Below are 24,803 nucleotides of genomic sequence, written 5' to 3'. Positions count from 1 at the left end.
TGATCAGACACCCCAAAGAATCTGCACGCCCCAGACAAACACCACGAACATGGCCATGCCGCAGACTGCCTGGAAGAGAAAACGCACTGCCGTTGCCCAACGGCCCAGGGCCATGGAGGTCAGGTAGTCGGTGGAGATGGTCCACATGCCAACCCAGGCATGCGCACAGAGGGCGACCAGCGCCATCAGGCTGAAAATGCGCATCCAGTTCTGGGAGAACAATGCATGCCACTGGGCATAGCCCAGATCGGGACTGGCCACCATGTAGCCGAGCAGAAACAGGAAGTAAGCCGCCAGAACCACGGCGGAAACACGCTGCGCCATCCAGTCGTACAGACCGGAACGCGACAGATTGGTTACGTTGGTTACCATACCCACACCCCCGCGAGCAGGATCAGCACCACCGAAACGGCGATGACGATTTTCGAGCCCAGCTTGCCGCCTTCCAGCGTCTCACCGATGCCCATGTCCATGATCAGATGGCGAATACCGGCCACCAGGTGATACAGCAGTGCGGACAGCAGCCCCCACGTCACCAACTTGGCCAGCGGGCTGGACAAGCATTCCTGTACCTCTTTGAAACCCTGCTCGGATGCCAGCGACTTATCGAGCGCATAAAGCATCACGACAAGACCGACAAAGAGAATGACACCGGAAATGCGGTGCAGGATGGAGGTATAAGCAGTGATCGGAAGTTTTATCGTCCGAAGATCTAGGTTTACAGGTCGTTGGCTATTCACGGCTTTATTTTCACACTGTGGCCCGTAACAAACAGGCAAGTTGTCGGGAAGTGCACTGGTCAGGTACCCCTCACCACGGGAGTGCCGAACGGCAGAATTCAGGCTGGCAAAGCCCTGCCGGTCGGTCGCCGAGTATAGACAGTTAGGGAACTAATGACAACGCGACCACCCTACCCAAAGAGCGGATTGCAGAGCCTTTGCAAATGCCGTAAATAGCCCCCTTTTGCCCGGCCAGACCCGGCAAAAACCCGTCTAACTACAGGGCTCAGGCAAATTGACATTCGCATTTATGCCTCTATAGTGATGCGGGCCCTGCGTGGGGGGCCACTGATGATTCCAAGCATAAATAGGAGGCCAGCATGGCTGACAAAAAAGCGCAGTTGATCATCGAGGGCGCAGCCCCCGTCGAACTGCCCGTCCTGAGCGGCACCGTAGGCCCTGATGTTATCGATGTGCGGGGCCTGACCTCCACGGGTCGGTTCACCTTTGATCCTGGCTTTATGTCGACTGCCTCTTGCGAGTCGAAAATCACCTATATCGACGGCGACAAGGGCATCCTGCTGCACCGCGGTTACCCGATCGAGCAACTCGCCGAGCATTCCGACTATCTGGAAACCTGCTATTTGCTGCTCAATGGCGAACTGCCGACTGCCGAGCAAAAGTCCAAGTTCTTCGAAACCATCAAGAACCACACCATGGTTCACGAGCAACTGAAGAGCTTCCTCAACGGTTTCCGTCGCGATTCGCACCCGATGGCCATCATGGTGGGTATCGTGGGCGCCCTGTCAGCGTTCTACCACGACTCGCTGGACATCAATAACCCCAAGCACCGTGAAGTCTCCGCACACCGCCTGGTCGCCAAAATGCCGACCATTGCCGCAATGGTTTACAAGTACTCCATGGGCCAGCCCATCATGTACCCGCGTAACGACCTGAACTACGCGGAAAACTTCCTGCACATGATGTTCAACACCCCGGCCGAGATCAAACCGATCAGCCCGGTACTGGCCAAGGCCATGGACCGCATCTTCATTCTGCACGCCGACCACGAGCAAAACGCTTCCACCTCCACCGTACGCCTGGCAGGCTCTTCGGGCGCCAACCCATTTGCCTGCATCGCAGCCGGTATTGCCGCACTCTGGGGCCCGGCCCACGGCGGCGCCAACGAAGCCGTACTGACCATGCTGGAAGAAATCGGCAGTGTGGAAAACATCGAGAAGTTCGTAGCCAAGGCCAAGGACAAGAACGATCCGTTCAAGTTGATGGGCTTTGGTCACCGCGTCTACAAGAACTTCGATCCGCGCGCCAAGGTCATGAAGCAGACCTGCGACGAAGTACTCGCCGAACTGGGCATCAACGACCCGCAACTGGAACTGGCGATGAAGCTGGAGGAAATTGCGCGCAACGACCCTTACTTCGTGGAGCGCAACCTGTATCCCAACGTAGACTTCTATTCGGGGATCATCCTCAAGGCCATCGGCATCCCAACCAGCATGTTTACCGTGATCTTCGCCCTGGCTCGTACCGTCGGCTGGATCTCGCACTGGAAGGAAATGCTCTCCGGCCCGTACAAGATTGGGCGTCCGCGCCAGCTGTACACCGGCTATGCGCAGCGCGACTACAATCCGCTGGACAAGCGCTAAGCGCAAACAGCTCCCGCCCATGGCGGGAGCACAAAAAAGCCGCTCTACAGAGCGGCTTTTTTGTGTGCAGCGTATTTTTCAGTCAACGAGACGCCAGGTGGTGCCGCCCTTGCCGTCTTCCAGCACCACGCCCATGGCGGTGAGCTGGTCGCGGATGCGATCGCTTTCTGCCCAGTTCTTCTCGGCACGGGCCTGCAGGCGCGCGGCGATCAGGGCTTCGACTTCGGCGGCATCGACCTTGCCGGCAGCGCCGGCCTGCAGGAAGTCCTCCGGCTCCAGCTGCAGCACGCCGAGCACACCGGCCAGCTGCTTGAGCTGGGCGGCCAGGCCGGCGGCAGCCTGTTCATCCGACTCGCGCAGGCGGTTGACCTCGCGGATCATCTCGAACAGCACGGCGCAGGCTTCCGGCGAGTTGAAGTCGTCGTCCATGGCCGCGCCGAAGCGCTCGACGAATGCCTCACCGCCAGCCGGCGCGACTTCCGGCAGACCTTTCAGGCCGTTGTAGAAGCGCTCCAGGGCGCCCTTGGCTTCCTTGAGGCTCTCTTCCGAGTAGTTGATCGGGCTGCGGTAGTGGCTGGACACCAGCAGGTAGCGCACCACTTCCGGGTGGTACTTCTCCAGCACCTCGCGGATGGTGAAGAAGTTGCCCAGGGACTTGGACATCTTCTCGCCGTCCACACGCACCGCGCCGGCATGCATCCAGGCCTTGGCGTAGAGCTTGCCGGTGGCCGCCTCGCTCTGCGCGATCTCGTTCTCGTGATGCGGGAACACCAGGTCCGGGCCACCGCCGTGGATGTCGAAGGTCTCGCCCAGGCAGCAGGTGGACATCACCGAGCACTCGATGTGCCAGCCCGGACGGCCCTTGCCCCACGGCGAATCCCAGCTCGGCTCGCCCGGTTTGGCGCCTTTCCACAGCACGAAGTCCATCGGATCTTCCTTGATCTCGTCGACCTCGATGCGCGCGCCGATCTTCAGCTCGTCGATCTTGCGCCGCGACAGCTTGCCGTAGGTCTCGAACTTGGTGACGCGGTAGTACACGTCGCCATTGCCCGGGGCGTATGCGTAGCCCTTGTCGATCAGGGTCTGGATCATCTGGTGCATGCCGGCGATATGCCCGGTGGCACGCGGCTCGATGTCCGGGCGCAGCACGGACAGGCGCGCCTCGTCCTCGTGCATGGCGGCGATCATGCGCTCGACCAGCGCCTCGAACGGCTCGCCGTTTTCGTTGGCACGCTTGATGATCTTGTCGTCGATGTCGGTGATGTTGCGCACGTAGGTCACGTCATAGCCGCGCGCACGCAGCCAGCGGGTGACCACGTCGAAGGCGACCATCACGCGGGCATGGCCGATATGGCAGAAGTCGTACACGGTCATGCCGCACACGTACATACGCACGCTGTTGCCTTCCAGCGGCTGGAAGACGTCCTTGGTCTTGGAGAGGGTGTTGTAGATGGAAAGTGCCATTTACTGACCCCAGGAGTCGCGCAGGGTGACTGTACGGTTGAACACCGGCTTGCCCGGCTGGGTGTCCTTCAGATCGGCGACGAAGTAGCCTTCGCGCTCGAACTGGAAGCGCTCTTCCGGCACGGCGTTGGCCAGCGACGGCTCGGCGCGGCAGCCGGTGAGAACGACCAGCGAATCCGGGTTGATGTTGTCGAGGAAGCTGCCGCCCTCCTCGCTCTTCTCCGGGTTGGCGGAGCGGAACAGGCGGTCGTACAGGCGCACTTCGCACTCGACGCTCTCGGCGGCCGGCACCCAGTGGATCACGCCCTTGACCTTGCGGCCTTCCGGGTTCTTGCCCAGGGTGTTCTCGTCGTAGGAGCAGCGCAGCTCGACGATATTGCCGGCGGCGTCCTTCACGGCTTCATCCGCGCGGATCACGTAGCTGCCGCGCAGGCGCACTTCGCCGCCCGGGATCAGGCGCTTGAAGCCATCTGGCGGTGTTTCCTCGAAGTCGCTGGCGTCGATGTAGATCTCGCGGCTGAACGGCAGCACGCGCACGCCCATGTCCTGCTTCGGGTGGCGCGGCAGTTCGAGGTTCTCGACCTGGCCTTCCGGGTAGTTGGTGATCACCACCTTGAGCGGCTTGAGCACGCACATGGCGCGCGCGGCGTTGGCGTCCAGGTCCTCGCGAATGGCGAATTCCAGCATGCCGATATCGACCACGCCGCCGGCGCGGTTGACGCCGATCATGTCGCAGAAGGTGCGGATCGAGGCCGGGGTATAGCCACGGCGACGGTAGCCGGACAGGGTCGACATACGCGGGTCATCCCAGCCCTGCACATGCTTTTCATCAACCAGCTGCTTGAGCTTGCGCTTGCTCGTGACGGTGTAGTTCAGGTTGAGGCGGGCGAACTCGTACTGGCGCGGCTGCGCCGGCACCGACAGGTTGGCCAGGAACCACTCGTACAGCGGGCGGTGATCCTCGAACTCCAGAGTGCAGATGGAGTGAGTGATGCCTTCCAGCGCGTCCGACTGGCCGTGGGTGAAGTCGTAGCTCGGGTAGATGCACCACTTGTCGCCGGTCTGGTGGTGATGAGCATGGCGAATGCGGTAGAGGATCGGGTCGCGCAGGTTGATGTTCGGCGAGGCCATGTCGATCTTGGCGCGCAGCGAACGGGCGCCGTCCGGGAACTCGCCGGCCTTCATGCGGGCGAACAGGTCGAGGTTCTCTTCCACGGAGCGGTCGCGGAACGGGCTGTTCTTGCCCGGCTCGGTCAGGCTGCCGCGGTATTCGCGCATCTCGTCGGCATTCAGATCGCAGACGAAGGCCTTGCCGGCCTTGATCAGCTCGATGGCCCAGGCATGCAGCTGATCGAAGTAATTGGAGGCGTAGCGTTCCTCGCCGGCCCACTGGAAGCCCAGCCACTCGACGTCAGCCTTGATCGCGTCGATGTATTCCTGGTCTTCCTTGGCCGGGTTGGTGTCGTCGAAACGCAGGTTGCACTCGCCGCCGAACTCCTGAGCCAGGCCGAAATTCAGGCAGATGCTCTTGGCATGACCGATATGCAGGTAACCGTTGGGCTCAGGCGGGAAGCGGGTGATGATCTTGGCGTGCTTGCCACTGTCCAGATCGGCCTGGACGATGGGGCGCAGGAAGTTCGCGGCTTTTTCGACGGTGGGCTTGCTCATGTGATCCTTAACTTGGCAGATATGCGGCACAGGGTAGGCCGTCTCGGGCAAAGTCCGTATGATAACCAACCTGTCAAGCCCCCGACAGAGCGGCTGCACTTTCGGGGTCAGAATGCCTCAATCACGGATACCGCAATGATCAAACTGCACACCAACCACGGCGTCATCACTCTCAACCTCTTTGAAGACAAAGCCCCGGAAACCGTGGCCAACTTCAAGCAGTACGTGAAAGACGGCCACTACGACGGCACCATCTTCCACCGCGTGATCAGCAACTTCATGATTCAGGGCGGCGGTTTCGAGCCGGGCATGCAGCAGAAAAGCACCCGCGCTCCGATCAAGAACGAAGCCAACAACGGCGTTGCCAACAAGGTCGGGACCATTGCCATGGCACGCACCATGGAGCCGCACTCGGCCAGCGCACAGTTTTTCATCAATGTTGCTGACAACAGCTTCCTCAACCACAGCGCTCCCACCGTGCAGGGCTGGGGCTACGCGGTATTCGGCGAGGTCGTGGAAGGCATGGACGTGGTCAATGCCATCAAGGGCGTAGCGACCACCAGCCGCATGGGCCATCAGGATGTCCCGGTGGAGGATGTGATCATCGAGAAAGCCGAGATCATCGAGTAAACCGATGATCCTGCTGATCTCTGATCTGCACCTGGAAGAACAACGCCCGGATATCACCCGGGCGTTTGTGCATTTCCTGCATGGTCGCGCACGACAGGCCGAAGCGCTGTACATACTCGGCGACTTCTTCGAGGCATGGATTGGCGATGACGGCATGTCACCGCTACAGCAGCAAATTGCCGATGAACTGCGCCAACTCAGCGAACACGGCACACGCATAGGGCTGATGCACGGCAACCGCGACTTCCTGATCGGCCAGGCGTTCTGTCGCCGCGCCGGCTGCCAACTACTCAACGACCCCACCTGCATCGATATTTACGGCATCCCCACGCTACTCATGCACGGTGACAGCCTGTGCACCCGCGACCTCGGCTACATGAAGCTACGTCGTATCCTGCGCCACCCGGCAACGCTGTTTATTCTGCGCCACCTGCCGCTCTCGGCACGCCACAAATTAGCCCGCAAACTGCGCAACGAAAGCCGCAACCAGGTGCGCATGAAAGCAAACGACATTGTCGACGTCACGCCCGAGGAAGTTCTGCGCCAGATGCAACTTCACGGCGTACAACGACTGATCCACGGCCACACGCATCGCCCCGCACGTCACTCGCTGCAGGTCAACGAACAACCAGGCGAACGCATCGTCCTCGGCGACTGGGACCAACAAGGCTGGGCACTGGAAATCACCGCACAGGAAGCACGACTGGAAGCCTTTGCGCTGGACTAGCCAACAAGGCTTTTTTCAGGAATAAAAAAAGCCAGTCGTTAGACTGGCTTTTTAAATTTGGAGCGGGAAACGAGACTCGAACTCGCGACCCCGACCTTGGCAAGGTCGTGCTCTACCAACTGAGCTATTCCCGCAAACATGGCGTCCCCTAGGGGACTCGAACCCCTGTTACCGCCGTGAAAGGGCGGTGTCCTAGGCCACTAGACGAAGGGGACAAACAATACTAAAAGTACCGTCTGCTTGAAACTGGAGCGGGAAACGAGACTCGAACTCGCGACCCCGACCTTGGCAAGGTCGTGCTCTACCAACTGAGCTATTCCCGCTCTATCACTACCGTGCCAGTGACGCCACTTAAGTGGCGTCCCCTAGGGGACTCGAACCCCTGTTACCGCCGTGAAAGGGCGGTGTCCTAGGCCACTAGACGAAGGGGACACAGCAGCAAAACCAACGTTTCAACACTTACCATCAACCGCCTTGCGGCTTGTCAGTGGAAGTGGCGCGCATTCTATGGAGCCTGCAGACGGGCGTCAAGCCTCTTGCAAACATTTTTAAAATCAAAGACTTCAGCCCAACCTTCGTATCATCCGTTAGCTCGCCAAACGTCGGCCTGGCGCAAAAAGTCCCTCACCTCTATCAGCCGACACGCCTAGGCACTACACTCCTTGGCATATCCAGTGAAGAGAGCAGTCCCGTGTCGCCATTGTTGATCACCCTACTGATTGTCATCGGCATCATTCTTCTCGGCAGCATTGCCTACATCAACCATGTGGTGGAAAACAGCAAACTGGAAAAGGCACGCCAGCGCGCCGACCTGCAAGACCGTATCCGTCGCTGTGCCGACGTATCGGAAAGCATGCCCGGTCAGTTGATGACCCCTGCCATGAAATTGCTACTCAGCAACATGGAGCTCAAGCTCAGCGAGCGATTGCTGCCCCTGGAAAAGAACAACAGCGACCTGCGCACTCGTATTGAGGAGTTGCGCAATCTGGTGTCAAAAGCAGATGGCATTCCCGTACGCAATGCACCTCGCGCTGTCAGCAACGAGGCGCAAGCCAAGGAAATCCGTTTTCTCCTGGAAAATTTCCATAGCCTGCTGACCCGCGCCACCCAGGAGCAGCAACTCAGCGCTGCAGAAAGCAAGCAATGGGCCGGCGAGATTCGCCAGGCACTGGTACACACGCACATCGAACTGTTCAGCAACCTGGGCCAGCACTACCTGCAGAAAAATGAACCACGACAAGCCCGCCTGGCAATCGAGCGCGGCGTGCAATACCTGAAGAAGCAGCCTGAACCAGCCAAGCATCAGAAAGCCCTGCAACTTTTTGAACAGCAGCTCGAGCGTATCAATGCGCTGGTACTGCAAGCCTCCGCTCCCGACGAAAACCTCAGCAACGCACTGACCGAAGGGCTGCAAGCCCTGGATGAAGAAGACGACTGGAAGAAAAAATCTTTTTAACCGTCCACTAGCAAGGAGCCGAGCATGAGCCTCTGCGTATTTGGCGCCGCCCTCTCCCCCTTTGTTCGCAAGGTGCGCTGGTATCTGGCAGAACAAGGCCTGGACTATCAGCTGGAGATGGTTCTGCCCTTCAATCCACCACAGTGGTACTACCAACTCAGCCCACTGGGACGCATTCCTGCCCTGCGCGATGGTGATTTCGAACTAGCCGACTCAAGCGTCATCTGCCAGTACCTGGCCGAAGCCCACGCCCATCCGCAGGCCCTGTACGGTAGCAATGCACGACAACGGGCTCGTGTACTGTGGCTGGAGAAATACGCTGACTATGAACTGGCGCCACACGCCACTTTCGCGATTTTCCGCCAGCGCGTTCTGCAGCCGAGCATGGGGCAACCCTGCGACGAGCAGATCGTCCGCAAGGCCCTCGAGGAACGCCTGCCGGCCCACTTCGATTACCTGGAAAAACAGCTGGGCAACCAGGCCTATCTGCTCGGTGATGCATTCAGCCTGGCTGACCTGGCGCTGTGCTGCCAACTGATCAACATGCGTCATGGCGGAGAAATCCTGGACAGCCAGCGCTGGCCGGGACTGGCCGGGCTCTTTGCACGCTGCGTAGCACGACCTGCGTTACAGGACATACTGGCCAGTGAGGAAAAATTGCTCGCCAAACTGCACAAGGCGCGCCATACCCAGCCCTGACCCCAGGAGAGCAGCATGCCCTACACGCACATTCTGGTAGCCGTGGATCTCAGCGAACAGTGTCATGCGGTCATGCAGCGGGCCATGGCATTGGCTCAGTGCAGCCAAGCCCGGCTCAGCCTGGTACACGTCATAGAACCCCTCGCCATGGCCTTTGCTGCCGACGTCCCCATGGACCTGTCACTGCTCCAGCAACAACAGACCGAACAAGCCATGCAGCGTTTCAGGCAATTCGCTGCGCAATACAGCGCTCTGCGTGACGAAGACAGACACCTGCTAAGCGGTCAGCCGCGGCATGAAATCCACAGCCTCGCCGAACAGCTGTGTTGCGACCTTATCGTCGTTGGCAGCCACGGACGCCATGGCCTGGCTCTACTGCTGGGTTCCACGGCTAACGAACTACTACACGGCGCCCGGCTGGATGTACTGGCCGTCCACCTGGCCGACTGACTCACCCGGAACAGGCGTGAGCCAGCCGGAACCCGCTATTCAGCAGCGTCACCGGCACTCATCACCATCGGACGGATCTTCTGCAGCTGGGTTTCCAGCGAATAGGTCATGCTTGACGCCATGGAGAAGAACGACAGGAACGCCTTGAGATTGGAGTCCCCTTCGCAGGTATCGTGGATACGCTGCCACAACGCCTGGTTAACCAGTTGCAACTGCTGGAAGTTCTTTACCAGGCCGCGCAATTCCCAATCCGGCCTACGCCCTTCACGGAAGTTGAAATACTGGCGAGCCAGATACAGGGAAATGGTGCGCAGGATGAACTCCTGACTACTGGCAAAAGGCAGATGCTGGTAGGCCATCGGCTTGAGGCGAGACAGCACCGGGCAGGCGCTGGTCGCCATGATCAAGCCCAACAGGGAACGCAAGGCCTCTTCCAGGCCGACATGCTTGCTGTACTCCCGTTCCGGCGTGCGCACCCAAACCCGCGCCTTCTTGAAGGCCGGCAAGCCGTGGAAATCCTCTACCACTCTGTGCAGATCAACCGCGGCAGGGCAGTGGCTACAGCTTTCCTTCTTGAGCGGGCAATTGCTGCACTGGTTGTACTCTAGCCGCGTCCAGCTCGGCGCCTCCGCCGGCTGCTCGGCTGGGCGCTCCACCTCGATGCGATAGTTGAACTCGTGGTTATCATCCAGGGTAATACGGTACTCAATGGCCATGGCCGCTCCGTGCATTCCTAAGGCTTACGCTTCCAATTCAGTCCAACGCTCAAGCAAGGCATCCAGCTCGCTTTGCAGGGTCTGCAAACGAGCCAGTACGGCCTGGGTCTGTGCCGCAGGCTGCTGATAAAATGATGGCTGGCCAATCTGTGCCTGCACCTCGGCCAACTGTTTTTCGACCGACTCGATCTGCGCCGGCAGCGCTTCCAGCTCACGTTGAAGCTTGTAGCTGAGTTTCTTCTTGCTCGACTCGCCCGGTGTGCTGGCAACTGCAACAGGCGCTGGCGCACTACTTACAGCTTCGGCAACCGGCATCTTGTTGCCGGTACGCTGCTCCGTCACGCCCAACAGACGGATACTTCCGCCCTGGCGCAGCCAGTCCTGGTAGCCGCCAACATACTCACGCACCTTGCCCTGCCCTTCGAAGACCAGCGTGCTGGTCACCACGTTGTCGAGGAAAGCCCGGTCGTGGCTGACGATCAACACGGTTCCCGGGAAGTTCAGCAGCACCTCCTCCAGCAATTCGAGGGTTTCCACATCCAGGTCATTGGTCGGCTCATCCAGCACCAGCAGGTTAGCCGGCTTGCTGAACAGCTTGGCCAGCAAGAGACGTGCCCGCTCCCCCCCGGACAGCGCCTTGACCGGCGTACGCGCACGCTGCGGGCTGAACAGAAAATCGCCCAGGTAACTGAGCACATGACGATTCTGGCCATCGATACTGATGAAGTCGCGCCCTTCCGAGACGTTATCAACGACGGTTTTCTCCGGATCGAGCTGGTGACGCAACTGGTCGAAATATGCCACTTCCAGGCGCGTACCGACCAAAATCTGCCCACTGCTCGGCTGCAGGTCACCCAGCAACAGCTTGAGCAGAGTGGTCTTGCCCGTGCCATTGGCACCGAGCAGGCCAATCCGATCGCCACGTTGCAGGACCAGCGAGAAATCCCTGAGCAGCGTTTCTCCCCCAGCATGGGCGAAACTCACCTGCTCGGCGACGATGACCTGCTTACCGGACTTGTCGGCCGTTTCCAGCTGGAAACTGGCCTTACCCTGACGCTCGCGTCGCTCGGCACGCTCGGCACGCATGGCCTTGAGCGCGCGCACACGCCCCTCGTTACGTGTACGACGCGCCTTGATACCCTGACGAATCCACACCTCTTCCTGGGCCAGCTTCTTGTCAAATAGCGCATTGGCGGTTTCTTCAGCCGCCAGTTGCTGCTCCTTGTGCACGAGGAAGCTCGCATAGTCGCCATTCCAGTCGATCAGGCCACCGCGATCCAGCTCAAGAATGCGCGTGGCCAGGTTCTGCAGGAAAGCCCGGTCGTGGGTAATGAACAGCACGGCGCCATTGAAGCCTTGCAAGGCTTCTTCCAGCCAGGCGATGGCACCAATATCCAGGTGGTTGGTCGGCTCATCCAGCAGCAGCAGATCAGGCTCGGAAACCAGCGCCTGCGCCAGCAGCACTCGGCGTCGCCAGCCACCGGACAGTTCGGCCAGTGTCTTATCCGCAGGCAACTGCAAACGGCTTAGCGTGCTGTCGACCAACTGCTGCAAACGCCAGCCATCCTTGGCTTCCAGCTCCTGCTGTACATGCATGAGCTGCTCAAGATCGGCCTCACTGTGAATGTTCTGACTGAGCTGATGGTAACGCGCCAGCAGCTCACCCACGCCGGACAAGCCCTCGGCCACCACATCGAACACCGTACGCTCATCGGCGCGCGGCAACTCCTGAGGCAGTTCGCCGATTTTCAAGGCCGGTGCGCGCCAGATCTCACCATCGTCGGCTTTCTGTTCGCCTTTCACCAGGCGCAGCATGCTCGACTTTCCGGTGCCGTTGCGGCCGATGATGCACACCCGCTCACCGCGCGCGATCTGCCAGGACACCTTGTCCAGCAACGGCATGGCGCCGTAGGCCAGGGATACATCGGTGAACTTGAGCAGGGTCATGGGCAGCCTCCGGAAACAGGGCGCGCATTCTAACCGAGTTAGCGTGGCACATTGCCGGCATTTTTCTGTGCAGGACGGGGATAATGCGACGCCTGTCGCACTGCTTCCGGGCGCTAGAAAACTCGTTGCAACGCTTTGCACAAGGCTTCCGGGACGCCTGACCAACCGCTAATCTAGCCTCCCGCCGGTGCCATCGCGCCCCCTGTTCGTTCGATTCGCGGAAAAGCCATGCTGTTGCCTCTACCTCGCCTGCTGACCTGCCTGCTGCTTGCCCTGCTCCCCCTGGCCAGCGCCCAGGCCACCTCCCTGGCCCAGCAGCGCCTGCTCTACGATGAAGCCAAGCGCGCCCTGGCCAAGGGCGACAGCGCTCCCTACAAACGCCACGCCCAGGCCTTGCGCGACTATCCGCTGACCGCGTACCTCGCCTATGACGAGCTGACCCATCGCTTGAAATGGGCCAGTAACGATGAAATCGAGAAGTTTCTCATCGAACACGGCGACCTTCCGCAGATCGGCTGGATGAAGCTGCGTTGGCTGCGTTGGCTGGCTGAACGCGGTGAATGGCCGCGTTTCGCTGCTCACTATGATCCCGCGCTGAACTTCACGGAGCTGGACTGCCTGTATGGTCTGTACCTGTATCAAGCCAACCTGCTGCCGCAGGCACGGGCCCAGGCAGAAAAACTCTGGCTGGTCGGCAAATCGCAGCACAATGCCTGCGATCCGCTGTTTCAACGCTGGCGCGAGGAAGGCCTGCTCAGTGAAGCGTTGCGTTGGCAACGTGCCAAACTGGCCGCCCAGGAGCGTAATTTCGGCCTGCTGGCCTTCCTGATCAAAGACCTGCCGAGCCTGTCGCAGCAGGGCGCCCTGCTCCAAGAGGTCGCCAAGAATCCCGCGGCAATCGCCCAAACCAGTCGTTTCAATCAGACCGACAGTGCCACGGCCGATGTGGTCAGCCTGGGCCTGCGCCGCCTGGCACGCCAGGACCCGGAGCAGGCGCTGCGCCTGCTGGAGCACTACTCACCGCGCCTGGCATTTTCCGATACGGAAAAAGTGGCTATCGCCCGCGAGATCGGCCTGACCCTGGCGCGCCGCTTCGATGCCCGGGCGCTGGCGATCATGGCCAAGTACGACCCGCAACTGCGCGACAATACCGTCAGCGAATGGCGTGCACGCCTGCTGATGCGCGATGGCCGCTGGGACGAGCTGTACCAGCTGACCCGAAAAATGCCCAGCGAGCTGGCCGGCAGCAATCGCTGGCGCTACTGGCAGGCACGCAGCCTGCAACTGGCCCAGCCGCAGAACAGTGCAGCCATCGGTCTCTACCAGCCGGTGGCCAATGAACGGGACTTCTACGGCTTCCTCGCTGCCGACCAGCTGCAGCAGCCCTATCAGTTGCGCCACCAGCCTGCGCCCGTCGCCCCCAAGGTCATGCAGAAGGTTCGCAACGCTGCGGCCATTCGCCGTGCCGTGGAGTTCCATGCGCGTGGGCAGATCGTCGACGCACGTCGTGAGTGGTACCACGCCAGCCGCCTGTTCAGCCGCGAAGAACTCCTCGCCCAGGCACGTCTGGGTTATGAAATGGAATGGTATTTCCCAGCCATCCGCAGCATCAGTCAAGCGCAGTACTGGGATGACCTGGAAGTGCGCTTCCCCATGCCGCACAGCCAGACACTGCGGCAACAGGCAAAACTACGCGGCCTGCACTCCAGCTGGGTATTTGCCATCACCCGCCAGGAAAGCGCCTTCATGGCCGATGCACGCTCGCACGCCGGTGCCATGGGCTTGATGCAACTGATGCCGGCTACCGCCAAGGAAACTGCCCGACGCTTCCAGATCCCTCTGGCCAATCCGCAGAATGTGCTCAATCCGCAGACCAATATCCAACTGGGCGCGGCCTACTTGAGCCAGGTCTACGGCCAGTTCAATGGCAACCGCATCCTCGCCTCCGCAGCCTATAACGCCGGTCCGGGTCGGGTGCGCCAGTGGTTGAAAGACACGCGCCACCTGCCATTCGATGTCTGGGTAGAGAACATTCCTTTCGATGAAACGCGCAGCTACGTACAAAACGTACTGACTTACGCGGTCATTTACGGACAGAAGCTGGGCAGCCCGCAGAAACTGGTGGAATGGCACGAACGCGAGTTCACACCCTGAAGGCCTGCCCGCCCAGAGCTAAACCGACAACACCCGAGGTTGTATGCGCAGCAGGCTGCAAGGCCTGCTGGCCCTTTGCCAAGCCTGCCTACGCGACTTACTGCAACACGCGCACCGGCATTCCCAGGCGCAACTCGCCACAGCCTTCGGCAATCAGATTCTGTCCGAACAACGCCTCGCCGTTGTGCTGGCGCAAACGCTTGAGAGTAGCCAACGGCTCGTTGTCCGCACTACGCTCGCCGGTCTGCGGATCCAGAGTGGTCATCACACAACGGCCGCAGGGCTTCACCAGGCGAAAGGTCAACTCACCAATGGCGATACGTTGCCAGCCATCTTCGGCATAGGCCGGGCTACCCGACACCACCAGGTTGGGGCGAAAGCGCAACATCTCCAGCGGCCGGCCCACTTCATCACTCAGGGCTTGCAGGGACGCCTCACCAATCAGCAGCAGCGGGAAGCCATCCGCAAAGCCTACCCGCTCGCCGGGACGGGCATATTGCAGGTCGACCTGGCGCGCCGTCTCCTCGGTAATCTGCACCAGCCGGCAGGGGCGTTGCAGCAGGCAACTGAGCCAGTGTGCCGCCGCCTCACCGGCATCGACCACCTGCGGGGTGTCACGCCACACCTGCACTATGCGCCGGGCGGCAGCGTGATCCGTGACCCGCACCAGCAGATCCGCACAGCCCGGTGCACATAGCAGCAGCTGTTCACCCTGCCAGCGGGCGACGATGCGGCCCAACGCAGGCAACAGGCGTTGCGTGAGAAAGCGCCCATTCTGCTCATCCACCACCATCCAGCGCCGATCACCCTGTACGCCCAGCGCATCAATCCACGCGCTGCGCAGCAGCTCGGCAGCGCCGGACTTCAACGGGTATCGGTAAAGCTGGCTCAACTGCAACACGACAGCACTCCCTGCGTTCACTGAAAGGCGGTTTATAGCCTTGTCGAGGGTCAGTCCAAGAACAGACAGCCGACCAGGCACAGACAAAAGATCAAGGGCCCCGCGGCGCTGCCAGAGCAATCAGCTCAAGAGAGTAGCCCCGCGCGCCGAGCTTGTGCAGTTACGCTGCGATTACTCTGCCGCGCTACGTAGCGTCTGTTTTTAGGGGCCGCCAAGCCTATGCCAGCGGCCTCGCCCAGGCGGTCAACGGTCACGCAACAAACGTTCGCGGATCACTTCCACCAAGCGGTCAGGCTGGAACTTGGAGAGGAAGTTGTCACAGCCGACCTTCTTCACCATCGCTTCGTTGAAACTTCCCGACAACGAGGTATGCAAGACCACGTAGAGGTCGCGCAGACGCGGGTCCTGACGAATCTCCGTGGTCAGCCGATAGCCGTCCATTTCCGGCATTTCCGCATCGGTAAAGATCATCAGCAGGCGCTCCGTCATGTCCTGCCCTTCATCGGCCCACTTTTTCAGCAGATTCAAGGCACGCAGGCCATCGCTGGCGCTATGGGTGCGTATGCCCAGTTGCGCGAGGGTCTCGCGCAACTGATTGAGCGCTACGGTGGAGTCATCAACCAGCAGCACTTCACGGCCACGGGCTTTCTCAAGAACCGGATCGGCAAGCTTTTCCTCGGACACCCGGGTACTCATCGGACTGATTTCCGCCAGCACCTTTTCCACGTCGATGATCTCGACGATCTGTTCCTCGACCTTGGTAATAGCCGTCAGGTAGTGCTGGCGGCCTGCCCCGCCGGGAGGCGGCAGGATCGACTCCCAATTCAGGTTGATGATGCGATCGACACTACCCACCAGGAACGCCTGCACCGAACGGTTGTACTCGGTGACGATGATGGTGCTCTGCTCGCTGGGCACCAGTGGGCGCATGCCGATCGCCTGCGACAGATCGATCACCGGCAGGGTCTGCCCACGCAGGTTGACCACGCCACACACATAAGGATGGCGATGCGGCATCAGGGTCAGCTTCGGTAGTTGCAGAACTTCCTGCACCTTGAACACGTTGATGGCGAACAACTGCCGGCCCACCAAACGGAACATGAGAATTTCCAGGCGGTTCTCACCCACCAGTTGGGTGCGTTGATCCACCGTATCGAGAATGCCGGCCATTGCGTGCTCCCCAGGAGAAAACGACGGGATTTTCCCCGAATCAGGCTTGCTATCGGCCTGGGCGCTCATCTCTTGAGCGGACAGGCCCCTTCATCATGGCCCAGCCGCGCGACAACCGCCAGCATCAGGCAGCCGGCAAGGTTCACGCTGGATAACCGGTTATCTCGCGAATACTGCGATACAACGGGCGTAATTGCCGGTACATGCGCAGGTAGACCTGACGATACAGCCGCTCATAACGTGCCTGCGCTTCAGGCTGCGGCATGAACACCTGGCCGACGCGGGTCATGGCCGCCACCGCCGAGGCAAAGTCGGCGTGCAGGCCCAGCCCCACCGCGCAGTCGATCGCGGCGCCCAGCCCGGACGTTTCATAAAGGTGCGGCCGCTCGGCTGGCAAGCCGAAGATATCCGCGGTCAGCTGCATGGCCGCATCACTTTGCGAACCGCCCCCGGAGACCCGCAGGCGTGTGATCGGCGTACCGGTACGCTGTTCAATACGCTCGCGCCCCTGGCGCAGGGCATACGCCAGCCCTTCGAGAATGGCCCGGTACAGGTGCGCGCGGGTATGCACATCACCAAAGCCGATGATCGAGCCCTTGGCCTCCAGCCCCGGTTCGCGAATCCCCGGCGACCAGAAGGGTTGCAACATCAGCCCCATGGAGCCGGCCGGCACACTGTTGACCAACTCGTCGAACAGCGTTTCCACCTCCACGCCAAGATCCAGCGCACGCTGGCGCTGGTCGTGGGCAAACTGCTCCTTGAACCAGCTGACCATCCAGAAGCCGCGAAAAATCATCACCTCGGTGTTGTAGTGGCCCGGCAAGGCCGCCGGATAGGGCGGAATATGCCGCACCGTTTCCACATAGTCGGCCCGCGTGGTGTTGATGGTCGCCGTGGTGCCGTAGGACAGGCAGGCGATATGCGCATCCAGCGCTCCGGCACCCAGCACCTCGCAGGCCTTGTCCGACGCCGCGGCAATCATTGGCAGCCCGACGGGAATGCCCGTCAGCGCACTGGCCTGCTCGGTGATATGGCCCAGCAACTCACCGGGCGGCAGCAGCTCCGGCAGCATCTCCCGGCGCACCGGCATGGCTTGCCACTTCCAGTCACGCGGGCCGGCCCAGCGCAAACGCCGGTAATCGAACGGCAGGTAGGCGACACAGCTGCCCGTAGAGTCGACATAACGTCCACACAGGCGATGGGTCAGGAACCCCGAGAGGAGCAGGAACTTATGGGTGCGTGCCCACACCTCCGGCTGCTGCTGGGCAATCCAGTTGGCCTCGGCCTGCGCGCGGAAATAGGCAATCGTCTGTTCCTCACGCAACAGTTTGAACAACCAGGCCCAGGGACCACGCATGGCCGGGCCGGGTGCCGCCTGGCGCTGATCCAGCCAGAGCATGGCCGGGCGCAGCGGGCGGCCTTGCTCATCGACATTGATCAGGGTGCCGCGCTGGGTGGTCAGCGACACCCCGGCAATCCGTGCCTTGTCGATATCCACGCTGGCCCACAGGCGCCGGCAGGCTTCAGCAAGGCTTTGCCAGTAATACTCGGGATCCTGCTCGGCCCAGCCGGGCTGGCTGCTGTAGTAGGGCTGCAGCTCGACCTTGCCCTTGCCCAGCAGGTTGCCTTGCAGGTCGAACAGCAGCGCACGCACGCTTTGCGTGCCGTTGTCGATGGCCAGCAGGTAATTGGCTTCAGGCATAGTCGAGCTCGTCATGGTAGGCGGCGGGCAGGCTATAGCACTGCTGCCAGAGTGTCTGGTAGCGCTCGGCTTCCTCACGCCAGCGCGTTTCATCCCAGCCCAGGCAGGTACGGCACAGCGCGCCTATGGGCTCCAGCCAGGCCCGCCCACCCTCGGGCAACAGCAGGCCCAGGCGGGTACGGCGCAATAGCAGGTCATCGAGGTGCAACACCTGTTCTGCCTCGCAGGCCTGGGCCAGCTCGGCCCAGAGGACCTGAGTATGTGCCACGCAGCCATGTCCCCACACCGCCAGCAACTCGACCAGGCGCTCCAGCAGCGGGCCGTAGTAGCCCCGTAGGCGACGCTGCTGATCCACACCAAGCCCGGCGGGCAACGCTACGCTTTGCGGCGAGGAGAAGATATGCGCCGGACAGGCTGGTACGGCCTCGCCCAGGCTGGCGGCACAGGCCTTGATGACCTCGCGGGCTTGCAGGCGAAAAGTGGTCAGCTTGCCGCCCGCCAGGGTCAGGCAGCCTGGCTGCTGCCAGAGCACATGCTCGCGCTTCTCCGCCGAGGGCGCACGCTGGCTGCCGGCTGTGCTGACCACCGGACGCACACCCGCCCAGGTGGACAGCACGTCGCCGGCCACGATGCGCGCCTGGGGAAACTGCTGAGCGCAGGCGGCCAGCAGGTACTCCAGTTCGGCCGGGCTGATGCGTGCTTCTTCGTCGAGAGGCTCGGCGTGGTCAACATCCGTGGTGCCGACCACGGTGGCGCCTTGCCAGGGGTAGACGAACACCGGGCGCGCATCGCGGGCATGCATGAAGCTCACCGCCTGGGCGACCGGCAGGCGCCAGTGCGGCAACAACAGATGACTGCCACGCAGCGGGCGGATCCGTTCAGTGCCAGCCGGCGCCTGTAGTTGCCCGGCCCAGCTGCCCGTCGCACAGACCAGCATGCGGCAGCGCAGCTCACTGCGCAGACCGCTTTCCCGATCAAGCAGCTGCACGCCCTCGACCCGTCCATCCGGCGCATGCAGCAGCCCCTGCACCTGTACGCCACTCAGCGCTTCGCCACCGGCTGCGCGCGCTTCATGCAGCACGCGCATGACCAGCCGCGCATCATCGGTCAACGCATCGACAAAGCCACTGGCGCCGCGCAGCTCCTGGGGCTGCAAACCGGGCTGCAGATAGCCCAGCCGGCACAGGTCGTGATAGGCACGGTTGCGCTGACCGGCCAGCGCGTCATACAGCGCCAGCAAGCCGCCAAAAGCCCGTGGCCCGGGAAACGCCCGGCGGTAATGGGGAAACAGGAAGCCCAACGGCTCGACCAGCCCCGGCGCCTCGCGCAGCATCTGCTGGCGCTCACGCACCGCAGCCCGGGTCAGGCCCAGCTGGCCCTGGGCGATATAACGCAGACCGCCATGCACCATTTTCGAGGAACGACTGGACGTCCCCCAGGCAAAATCGCGCTGCTCCAGCAATAGGCAGCGCCAACCGGCACGCGCCGCCTCAAGCAGAATCCCCGCCCCGCTGATCCCCCCGCCAACAACCAGCAGGTCCCACGGCTGCGCGAGCAGCGCAGGCAGCGCAGCGGCCCGCCATTGCGCATTCCAGACCATGCTCAGGACTCCAGCAACACGCCGGGCAACAAACGCTGCTGCGGATCGAAATGCTGCGCCAGGCTGTGCAGAGTGGCCATGCCCAGCGCCCCTTTCTCTACCGCCAGGTAAGGTGCGTGGTCACGCCCTACGCCATGCTGGTGGCTGATGGTGCCATGGTTGGCAACGATGGCCTGACTGGCGGCATGCTTGAGACGCTGCCAGCGGGCCAGGGCCTGGGCATAATCACCACCGGGCCGGTAGACGTAGCTGGTGTAGATGCTCGAACCCTGTGCGTAGACATGCGACAGGTGGGTAAACACATGCACCCGCTCGCCCTCATCGGCCAGGCCTTCGCGCAGGCTGTGCTCTACCGCCTGCAACAACTGATCGACATGCGGCCAGTCACAGGCGGTTTCCAGAGTATCCACGCAATACCCGGCCTGCCACAGCCCATGGCGTAGGTAGGGGAAGCGAAAGCGATTCTGCGCCCACTTGTTACCCAGCAGGGTGCCGGTGAATACCCCGCCAAAGCCCTTGAGCAGACGTTGCGTCTGACGCAGCGACAAGGCGTTCTGCGCCGGGTTGCCGGTGACCGCAAAGGTCATCAGGCATTTACCGGCAGCCGCGCCGCGCCAGGCCAGGTATTTTTCCAGCCAGGCGATCTGCCGCGGATGCCCGGCCAGGGCAAGCTGGGTTTCGCTTTCCACGGCATTGGACAGGCGCAGCATGGACAACGGAATGCGCGCCTGCACCAGCTCGCGGATAGCCTGCAAGGCCCGCGTCCAGTCCGGCAGAAAGACGGCGTAGAAACGCTCCTGCTCGGCCACTGGCGTGACACGCACCTTGACCTGGGAAATCACCCCGAAACGCCCTTCGCTGCCCAGCACCAGCTCGCGCAGGTCCGGGCCGGCGGCCGAGGCCGGAAAGCTCGGCAGCTCCAGGGTGCCGGCGAAGGTTTCCAGGCTGCCGCCGGCAAACAGCTGTTCGATACGCCCATAGCGCAGCGACTGCTGGCCGCTGGAACGGCTGGCCACCCAGCCACCCAGGGTCGACAACTCCCAGGATTGCGGAAAATGCCCCAGGGTGTAACCCCGTGCGCGCAGCTGCGATTCGACCTGCGGGCCGCTGGCGCCGGGGCCGAAGGTGGCCAGGCGGCTCTGCTCGTCCAACGCCAGCAACTGGTTCATGCGTGCCAGCGACAGCGTCAGCACCGGACGCTCCACGGCCGGCGGGTTGATGTGCCCGGCCACCGAAGTACCGCCACCGTAGATCACCAGACAGATGTCCTCGGCGGCCACCCAGCGCAGCAGCTCGCGAATCTGCTCGGCGCTCTGCGGCAGTGCCACGCCATCAGGAAACCGGCCAAACTCCCCGGAGCGCATGGCCAGCCAGTCCGGCAGGCTCTGCCCACGGGCGTGACGCACCCGCAGCTCGGCATCGGTGCTGACCAGCGGATGGGCGGGCAGGCGCGACGGCGGCACCTTGGCCAGCACCTCGGCCAGGCTGGCATCGTGCAAGGGCTGACCCTCGCCAATCCGCTGGCTTAGAAACGCCGCCCCATGTGCCGGCAGTTCGACTTCAGTTGCTTCCTCGCCCCACCCGTTCCAGCGCCGCATGCCCTGCTCCTCTTGTCGGTGATGTGATCAGGCTGCCTATACTAGCCAGCCGCGCGCGCCGGACATTGTCCGATGCGGTCAAGCCCATTCGCCAATCGAGCCAAAATCAGCAAGATGCACAGTCTCGGCTACACCGCCGTTGCGGTTCTGCTCAAATATTTCAGCCACGCTCAGGCGCTGGGCCTGGACTGCCAGGCGGCGCTGCGAGCCGCCGGCCTGGACAACCACCTGCTGAGCGACAACAGCCGGCGGATCAGCGGCGAACAACACGAACGCTTACTGCTCAATCTCCTCGAGCAGTCCGGCGATCCACTGTTCGGCCTGCATGCTGCACGCTATGTGCAACCGGGTTCATGGAGCGTGCTGGGCTACATCACCATGAACTGCGCCACCCTCGGTCAGGCCATGGCGCGCATCCTGCCCTATGAGAAACTGGTCGGCGACATGGGCACCAGCCATATCGCTACGCACGATACGCAGGTGCAGCTGAGCTGGCAGTGCCACTATCCCAACTCGCCGGTACGTCGCCAGCTGATCGAAAACGTGCTGGCCTCCTGGCTGCACTTCGCGCGCTGGATTGCCGACATGCACTACTCACCGCAGCAAGTGTGGCTGGAACACGCCCGGCCAGCCGACTGCCGCCAGGCCGAGTACGAGGAACACTTTGGTTGCCCGGTGCTGTTCGAGCAACCCTGCAACGCCCTGTTGATTCCCCAGGACTACCTGCAACTGCCCCTGCGCCAGGCTGATGCCAGCCTGCTGCGCACCCTGGAGCAACATGCCAGCGGTCTGCTGGCCCGTCTCGATGAGCAACAACCCTTGCCCCAGCGGGTGCGCAATCTGCTACGACAGATGCTCGGCGAGGGCCTGCCGCGTAAAGAGCGCGTTGCCGAGCAGTTGCACATGACCCTGCGCACCCTGCAACGCCACCTACAACAGGCCGGCACCAGCTACCAGGAGATCCTCGACCAGCTGCGCCGTGAACTGGCCGAGCATTATCTGCAGCACAGCGAACTGCCCATCCAGGATATTGCCGCCTACCTGGGCTTCAGCGAGACACGCTCCTTCCATCGCAGTTTCAAGCAATGGACCGGTTGCACGCCAGGGCAATACCGCGAGCAGCACAAAGCCACCAGCGGGCTTGGCGGATAAGCAGTGCAGTGCTATACAGCGCGCCCCGCTGAGGAAGAATGCCGTATGAGCACAGCCAACCTGCCCCCTTGTTCCGTACTGCTGCTGGCGGGTGGCCGCGGCCAGCGCATGGGCGGGCGCGACAAGGGACTGATCGACTGGCAGGGCCGGCCACTGATTGCCTGGCTGCATGCACTGGTGCGTCCGCTCAGCGATGACCTGATCATCTCCTGCAACCGTAACGCTGAACACTACGTCGCCTATGCCGACCAGCTGGTACGTGATGCCGAGGAAGACTTCCCCGGCCCGCTGGCCGGTATACGTGCTGGCCTGGCCGCGGCACGCCATGCCCACCTACTGGTACTGCCCTGCGACGCGCCCTGCCTGGATCGCCAACTGCTCCTGACCTTGCTGCAGCGCGCCGGCACACAGCCTGTCTGTCTGTCGCGCGGCGATTATCTGGAGCCGCTGTTCAGCCTGATTCCACGTGCCGTGCAGGCACAGATCGAGGCAGCCTGGCAGGCCGGCGAACGCAGCCCGCAACGTGTACTGCGCCAGCTCGGTTGCCAGACACTGCAATGCCCGATCGACGACCCACGCCTGGCCAATCTCAACAGCCCCGAGCTGCTGGCTGCCGCCCAGACACCTCGGGCATGACAAAAAACTTTCGCTAACCCCTTGTGCATCAAAACTTTTTCGGTAGAATGCCGGCCATCAAACGGAGCGTAGCGCAGCTTGGTAGCGCGTCTCGTTCGGGACGAGAAGGTCGCAGGTTCGAATCCTGTCGCTCCGACCAAACATCCCGAGTCACCTTGCCAGCAAGGTTGACCCATAAAAAAACCCGCGAAAGCGGGTTTTTTTATGGCTGCTGCCATCAGCCCCCCTGCAGAAAAGCCGCCAGGCTGCGTTCGTCAAACGGCCAGCCCAGCTCGGCGCCATCGCGCTCACGACGCAACACGGGTATGCGCAAGCCATAGCGCGCTACCAACGCCTCACTCTCGGCAATATCCAGCAACTCGACCACCACGTCGCGTGCCAACCAGGGCATCAACAGCTGTTCAGCCTGTTCGCACAGGTGACAACCCAACGTGCCTAGCAACTGAACCTCTATCGCCATATGCCGCGCCCCAGCTCACCCATTCCGACGCGCAGTCTATCAGGCGGCAGGCCGCTGCTGCAGGCCATCGAGCAGGCGGCTGTTGAGTTGCTCGGCACGCGGCAACTGCACATCGCTCAAGCGCGGGTCCAGGCTGAACGCCGCCTGCAACAACGGCTCCAGCAACTCCCGGGAGGCCTCGACCAGCGTCTCGGCACTACGCAGTGCCTGCAGCAGGCCCTGTGCGTAATCGGCCAGCAAGCCATTACCAACGGAACGCCCCTGACCGCCACTCTGCGCCACCGCGGCATAGGTATCGCTGGCCTGACGCAACTGGGTCTGGGTCAGGCGCAATGACATACTCGCCAACTGACTGCCATCCATGTTCAAAGACAGCGCACTGTCGAAGGCCCCGGCCAGATCACCCGCGTAGAACTGCCCGGAAAGTCCTTGCACCTGACGCAGCAGGTCATTCAGTGCACCACGCTCCTGGTCGTTGAGATCGCCCTCCACGACCACCATGAAGCTCCCTACCTGCAAGCTGGTACTGCGCTGCTGGACACTCAGGCGCGTTCCTTCGCTAGCAGTGGAAAGACTCACATCGGTCTGCCGATAGTCCAGCGCAGCCTGCGCCAGGCTGATACGCAGGCGATCACCCTGGCGCGTGGTTACCTGTAGCTCGAAGGTTTCGCTGCGCGCCGTCAGACGTTCGCTACTCATTTGCAGGGCTGCCACGCCCTGCCCGGCCGGCAGTGTGCGGGCCTGCAAGCCTTGCAAACCGTCCTGCAGACGCGCATAGGTTTCATCGATATCCGTGGCGATCTTGCCCTGCAGCACACCCAGCCCATCCAGGATCTTGCGCGCCTCGGCAAAGCCCTGCTCGATACCTTCGCGGGCCTGCTGCAAAAGCCCCTGCAACTTTTCCTGATCAGCGCCATCCGCTGCTTCGCGCTGCAAGCGCTGCTCGATGAAGCCCAAGACACGCTCGGCGACCCGCGTGGGAGTGAACTGCTCGGTAGGCGCCTGCAGGCTGGACGGCGATACGCCCAGGCGCTCGGCCAGACGATTGGCCAACACGCCCGTGCCGGCCGAGGGGGCGTTGCTGAGCGGAGCGGGCATGAGCGCCGCACGCGGCTGAGCAGTCAGGGAAGAGAGAGCGCTCATCGGGTTTACCTCACTGGCAGCATGCTGTGCATGCCTATATGACGGCAGAGCGGCGCGACGCTTGAGTCAGGTCAACAAGGCAGGCGACAGACGGTCGACGTGCTGGACGCCGTAACCCGCAGATCGCATGCTTGGCAGATCGACATG

General features: G+C 62.0%; 22 protein-coding genes and 5 tRNA genes. 10 read left to right on the top strand and 17 right to left on the bottom strand.

Annotation, left to right across the window (positions count from 1 at the left end):
• Positions 1–3: 3 nt before the first annotated feature.
• Both sdhD and sdhC read right to left on the bottom strand, forming a co-directional pair.
• Entirely contained in the window at positions 4–372 is a 369-nt protein-coding gene (sdhD, locus tag CW360_RS08330) for a succinate dehydrogenase, hydrophobic membrane anchor protein (RefSeq protein ID WP_093986423.1), read from the bottom strand.
• Positions 366–740 (bottom strand): succinate dehydrogenase, cytochrome b556 subunit, encoded by a 375-nt coding sequence (gene sdhC, locus CW360_RS08325; RefSeq protein WP_093986422.1) that lies wholly within the window; start codon positions 738–740, stop codon positions 366–368. The genes sdhD and sdhC overlap by 7 nt, the downstream gene beginning before the upstream one ends.
• A 359-nt stretch (positions 741–1,099) precedes the next feature.
• Between sdhC and gltA the strand changes: the two genes are divergently transcribed.
• Entirely contained in the window at positions 1,100–2,383 is a 1,284-nt protein-coding gene (gltA, locus tag CW360_RS08320; protein ID WP_093986421.1) for a citrate synthase, read from the top strand.
• Between the two features lie 78 nt (positions 2,384–2,461).
• Here gltA and cysS read toward each other — a convergent pair whose 3' ends face one another.
• Positions 2,462–3,847 (bottom strand): cysteine--tRNA ligase, encoded by a 1,386-nt coding sequence (gene cysS, locus CW360_RS08315; RefSeq protein ID WP_101193375.1) that lies wholly within the window; start codon positions 3,845–3,847, stop codon positions 2,462–2,464.
• Positions 3,848–5,515 (bottom strand): glutamine--tRNA ligase/YqeY domain fusion protein, encoded by a 1,668-nt coding sequence (locus tag CW360_RS08310; protein WP_101193374.1) that lies wholly within the window; start codon positions 5,513–5,515, stop codon positions 3,848–3,850. It lies immediately after the preceding gene.
• A 135-nt stretch (positions 5,516–5,650) separates the two neighbouring features.
• Between CW360_RS08310 and CW360_RS08305 the strand changes: the two genes are divergently transcribed.
• Together CW360_RS08305 and lpxH are read left to right on the top strand one after the other, a co-directional pair.
• On the top strand, positions 5,651–6,145 hold the full coding sequence (locus CW360_RS08305) for a peptidylprolyl isomerase (RefSeq protein WP_101193373.1): 495 nt from the start codon (positions 5,651–5,653) through the stop codon (positions 6,143–6,145).
• A gap of 4 nt (positions 6,146–6,149) precedes the next feature.
• Positions 6,150–6,872: a UDP-2,3-diacylglucosamine diphosphatase gene (lpxH, locus tag CW360_RS08300; protein ID WP_093986417.1), complete on the top strand. Its 723-nt coding sequence runs from the start codon at positions 6,150–6,152 to the stop codon at positions 6,870–6,872.
• A 58-nt stretch (positions 6,873–6,930) separates the two neighbouring features.
• On the opposite strand, the gene CW360_RS08295 is transcribed toward lpxH, so the two are convergent.
• The 4 genes from CW360_RS08295 to CW360_RS08280 all read right to left on the bottom strand — a co-directional run bounded on the left by CW360_RS08295 (position 6,931) and on the right by CW360_RS08280 (position 7,304).
• Positions 6,931–7,006, bottom strand: a tRNA-Gly gene (locus CW360_RS08295).
• 5 nt (positions 7,007–7,011) lie between these two features.
• Positions 7,012–7,087 (bottom strand) — tRNA-Glu (locus tag CW360_RS08290).
• Positions 7,088–7,119: 32 nt separating this feature from the next.
• Positions 7,120–7,195, bottom strand: a tRNA-Gly gene (locus CW360_RS08285).
• A 33-nt stretch (positions 7,196–7,228) separates the two neighbouring features.
• Positions 7,229–7,304 (bottom strand) — tRNA-Glu (locus tag CW360_RS08280).
• A gap of 259 nt (positions 7,305–7,563) precedes the next feature.
• On the opposite strand from CW360_RS08280, the gene CW360_RS08275 reads away from it, so the two are divergent.
• The 3 genes from CW360_RS08275 to CW360_RS08265 are packed head-to-tail and all read left to right on the top strand — an operon-like array spanning position 7,564 to position 9,477.
• Complete coding sequence (locus tag CW360_RS08275) at positions 7,564–8,328, top strand: hypothetical protein (protein WP_093986416.1); 765 nt, start codon at positions 7,564–7,566, stop codon at positions 8,326–8,328.
• Between the two features lie 24 nt (positions 8,329–8,352).
• Positions 8,353–9,027, top strand: a complete 675-nt coding sequence (locus CW360_RS08270; RefSeq protein ID WP_101193372.1) for a glutathione S-transferase family protein — start codon at positions 8,353–8,355, stop codon at positions 9,025–9,027.
• Positions 9,028–9,042: 15 nt separating this feature from the next.
• Positions 9,043–9,477: a universal stress protein gene (locus tag CW360_RS08265; RefSeq protein ID WP_093986414.1), complete on the top strand. Its 435-nt coding sequence runs from the start codon at positions 9,043–9,045 to the stop codon at positions 9,475–9,477.
• A gap of 35 nt (positions 9,478–9,512) precedes the next feature.
• Here CW360_RS08265 and CW360_RS08260 read toward each other — a convergent pair whose 3' ends face one another.
• Both CW360_RS08260 and CW360_RS08255 read right to left on the bottom strand, forming a co-directional pair.
• Complete coding sequence (locus tag CW360_RS08260; protein ID WP_093986413.1) at positions 9,513–10,193, bottom strand: DUF6901 family protein; 681 nt, start codon at positions 10,191–10,193, stop codon at positions 9,513–9,515.
• A 24-nt stretch (positions 10,194–10,217) separates the two neighbouring features.
• The gene (locus tag CW360_RS08255) at positions 10,218–12,140 is read right to left on the bottom strand and encodes an ATP-binding cassette domain-containing protein (protein ID WP_093986412.1); all 1,923 of its coding nucleotides are present in this window, start codon (positions 12,138–12,140) and stop codon (positions 10,218–10,220) included.
• Positions 12,141–12,368: 228 nt separating this feature from the next.
• Here CW360_RS08255 and CW360_RS08250 point away from each other — a divergent pair, with 228 nt between their 5' ends.
• Positions 12,369–14,294, top strand: a complete 1,926-nt coding sequence (locus tag CW360_RS08250; protein WP_101193371.1) for a transglycosylase SLT domain-containing protein — start codon at positions 12,369–12,371, stop codon at positions 14,292–14,294.
• Positions 14,295–14,391: 97 nt separating this feature from the next.
• Here CW360_RS08250 and CW360_RS08245 read toward each other — a convergent pair whose 3' ends face one another.
• The 5 genes from CW360_RS08245 to CW360_RS08225 form a co-directional block, all read right to left on the bottom strand.
• Positions 14,392–15,195 (bottom strand): MOSC domain-containing protein, encoded by an 804-nt coding sequence (locus tag CW360_RS08245; protein WP_101193370.1) that lies wholly within the window; start codon positions 15,193–15,195, stop codon positions 14,392–14,394.
• Positions 15,196–15,438: 243 nt separating this feature from the next.
• Entirely contained in the window at positions 15,439–16,365 is a 927-nt protein-coding gene (locus tag CW360_RS08240; protein ID WP_093986409.1) for a chemotaxis protein CheV, read from the bottom strand.
• Between the two features lie 142 nt (positions 16,366–16,507).
• The gene (locus tag CW360_RS08235) at positions 16,508–18,067 is read right to left on the bottom strand and encodes an FGGY-family carbohydrate kinase (protein WP_101193369.1); all 1,560 of its coding nucleotides are present in this window, start codon (positions 18,065–18,067) and stop codon (positions 16,508–16,510) included.
• Positions 18,060–19,673, bottom strand: coding sequence for a glycerol-3-phosphate dehydrogenase/oxidase (locus CW360_RS08230; RefSeq protein ID WP_101193368.1), 1,614 nt, complete (start codon positions 19,671–19,673; stop codon positions 18,060–18,062). The genes CW360_RS08235 and CW360_RS08230 overlap by 8 nt, the downstream gene beginning before the upstream one ends.
• Entirely contained in the window at positions 19,670–21,265 is a 1,596-nt protein-coding gene (locus CW360_RS08225; RefSeq protein ID WP_101193367.1) for an FAD-binding oxidoreductase, read from the bottom strand. The genes CW360_RS08230 and CW360_RS08225 overlap by 4 nt, the downstream gene beginning before the upstream one ends.
• Before the next feature lie 114 nt (positions 21,266–21,379).
• Here CW360_RS08225 and gliR point away from each other — a divergent pair, with 114 nt between their 5' ends.
• The 3 genes from gliR (at position 21,380) to CW360_RS08210 (ending at position 23,192) form a co-directional block, all read left to right on the top strand.
• Positions 21,380–22,417: an AraC family transcriptional regulator GliR gene (gene gliR / locus CW360_RS08220; RefSeq protein WP_101193413.1), complete on the top strand. Its 1,038-nt coding sequence runs from the start codon at positions 21,380–21,382 to the stop codon at positions 22,415–22,417.
• A gap of 45 nt (positions 22,418–22,462) precedes the next feature.
• Positions 22,463–23,053 (top strand): molybdenum cofactor guanylyltransferase MobA, encoded by a 591-nt coding sequence (gene mobA, locus CW360_RS08215; RefSeq protein WP_101193366.1) that lies wholly within the window; start codon positions 22,463–22,465, stop codon positions 23,051–23,053.
• 62 nt (positions 23,054–23,115) lie between these two features.
• Positions 23,116–23,192: transfer RNA gene (locus CW360_RS08210), tRNA-Pro, on the top strand.
• A gap of 78 nt (positions 23,193–23,270) precedes the next feature.
• Here the strand turns inward: CW360_RS08210 and CW360_RS08205 are convergent.
• Positions 23,271–23,513: a glutaredoxin family protein gene (locus tag CW360_RS08205; protein WP_101193365.1), complete on the bottom strand. Its 243-nt coding sequence runs from the start codon at positions 23,511–23,513 to the stop codon at positions 23,271–23,273.
• 39 nt (positions 23,514–23,552) lie between these two features.
• Positions 23,553–24,656 (bottom strand): DUF5610 domain-containing protein, encoded by a 1,104-nt coding sequence (locus CW360_RS08200; protein ID WP_101193364.1) that lies wholly within the window; start codon positions 24,654–24,656, stop codon positions 23,553–23,555.
• Between the last annotated feature and the right edge of the window lie 147 nt (positions 24,657–24,803).

This window comes from Pseudomonas fluvialis (assembly GCF_002835605.1).
GTDB classification, from domain to species: domain Bacteria; phylum Pseudomonadota; class Gammaproteobacteria; order Pseudomonadales; family Pseudomonadaceae; genus Aquipseudomonas; species Aquipseudomonas fluvialis.
The sequence above is the reverse complement of the archived record's forward strand: the minus strand, read 5'-3'. Positions and strand labels throughout refer to the sequence as shown.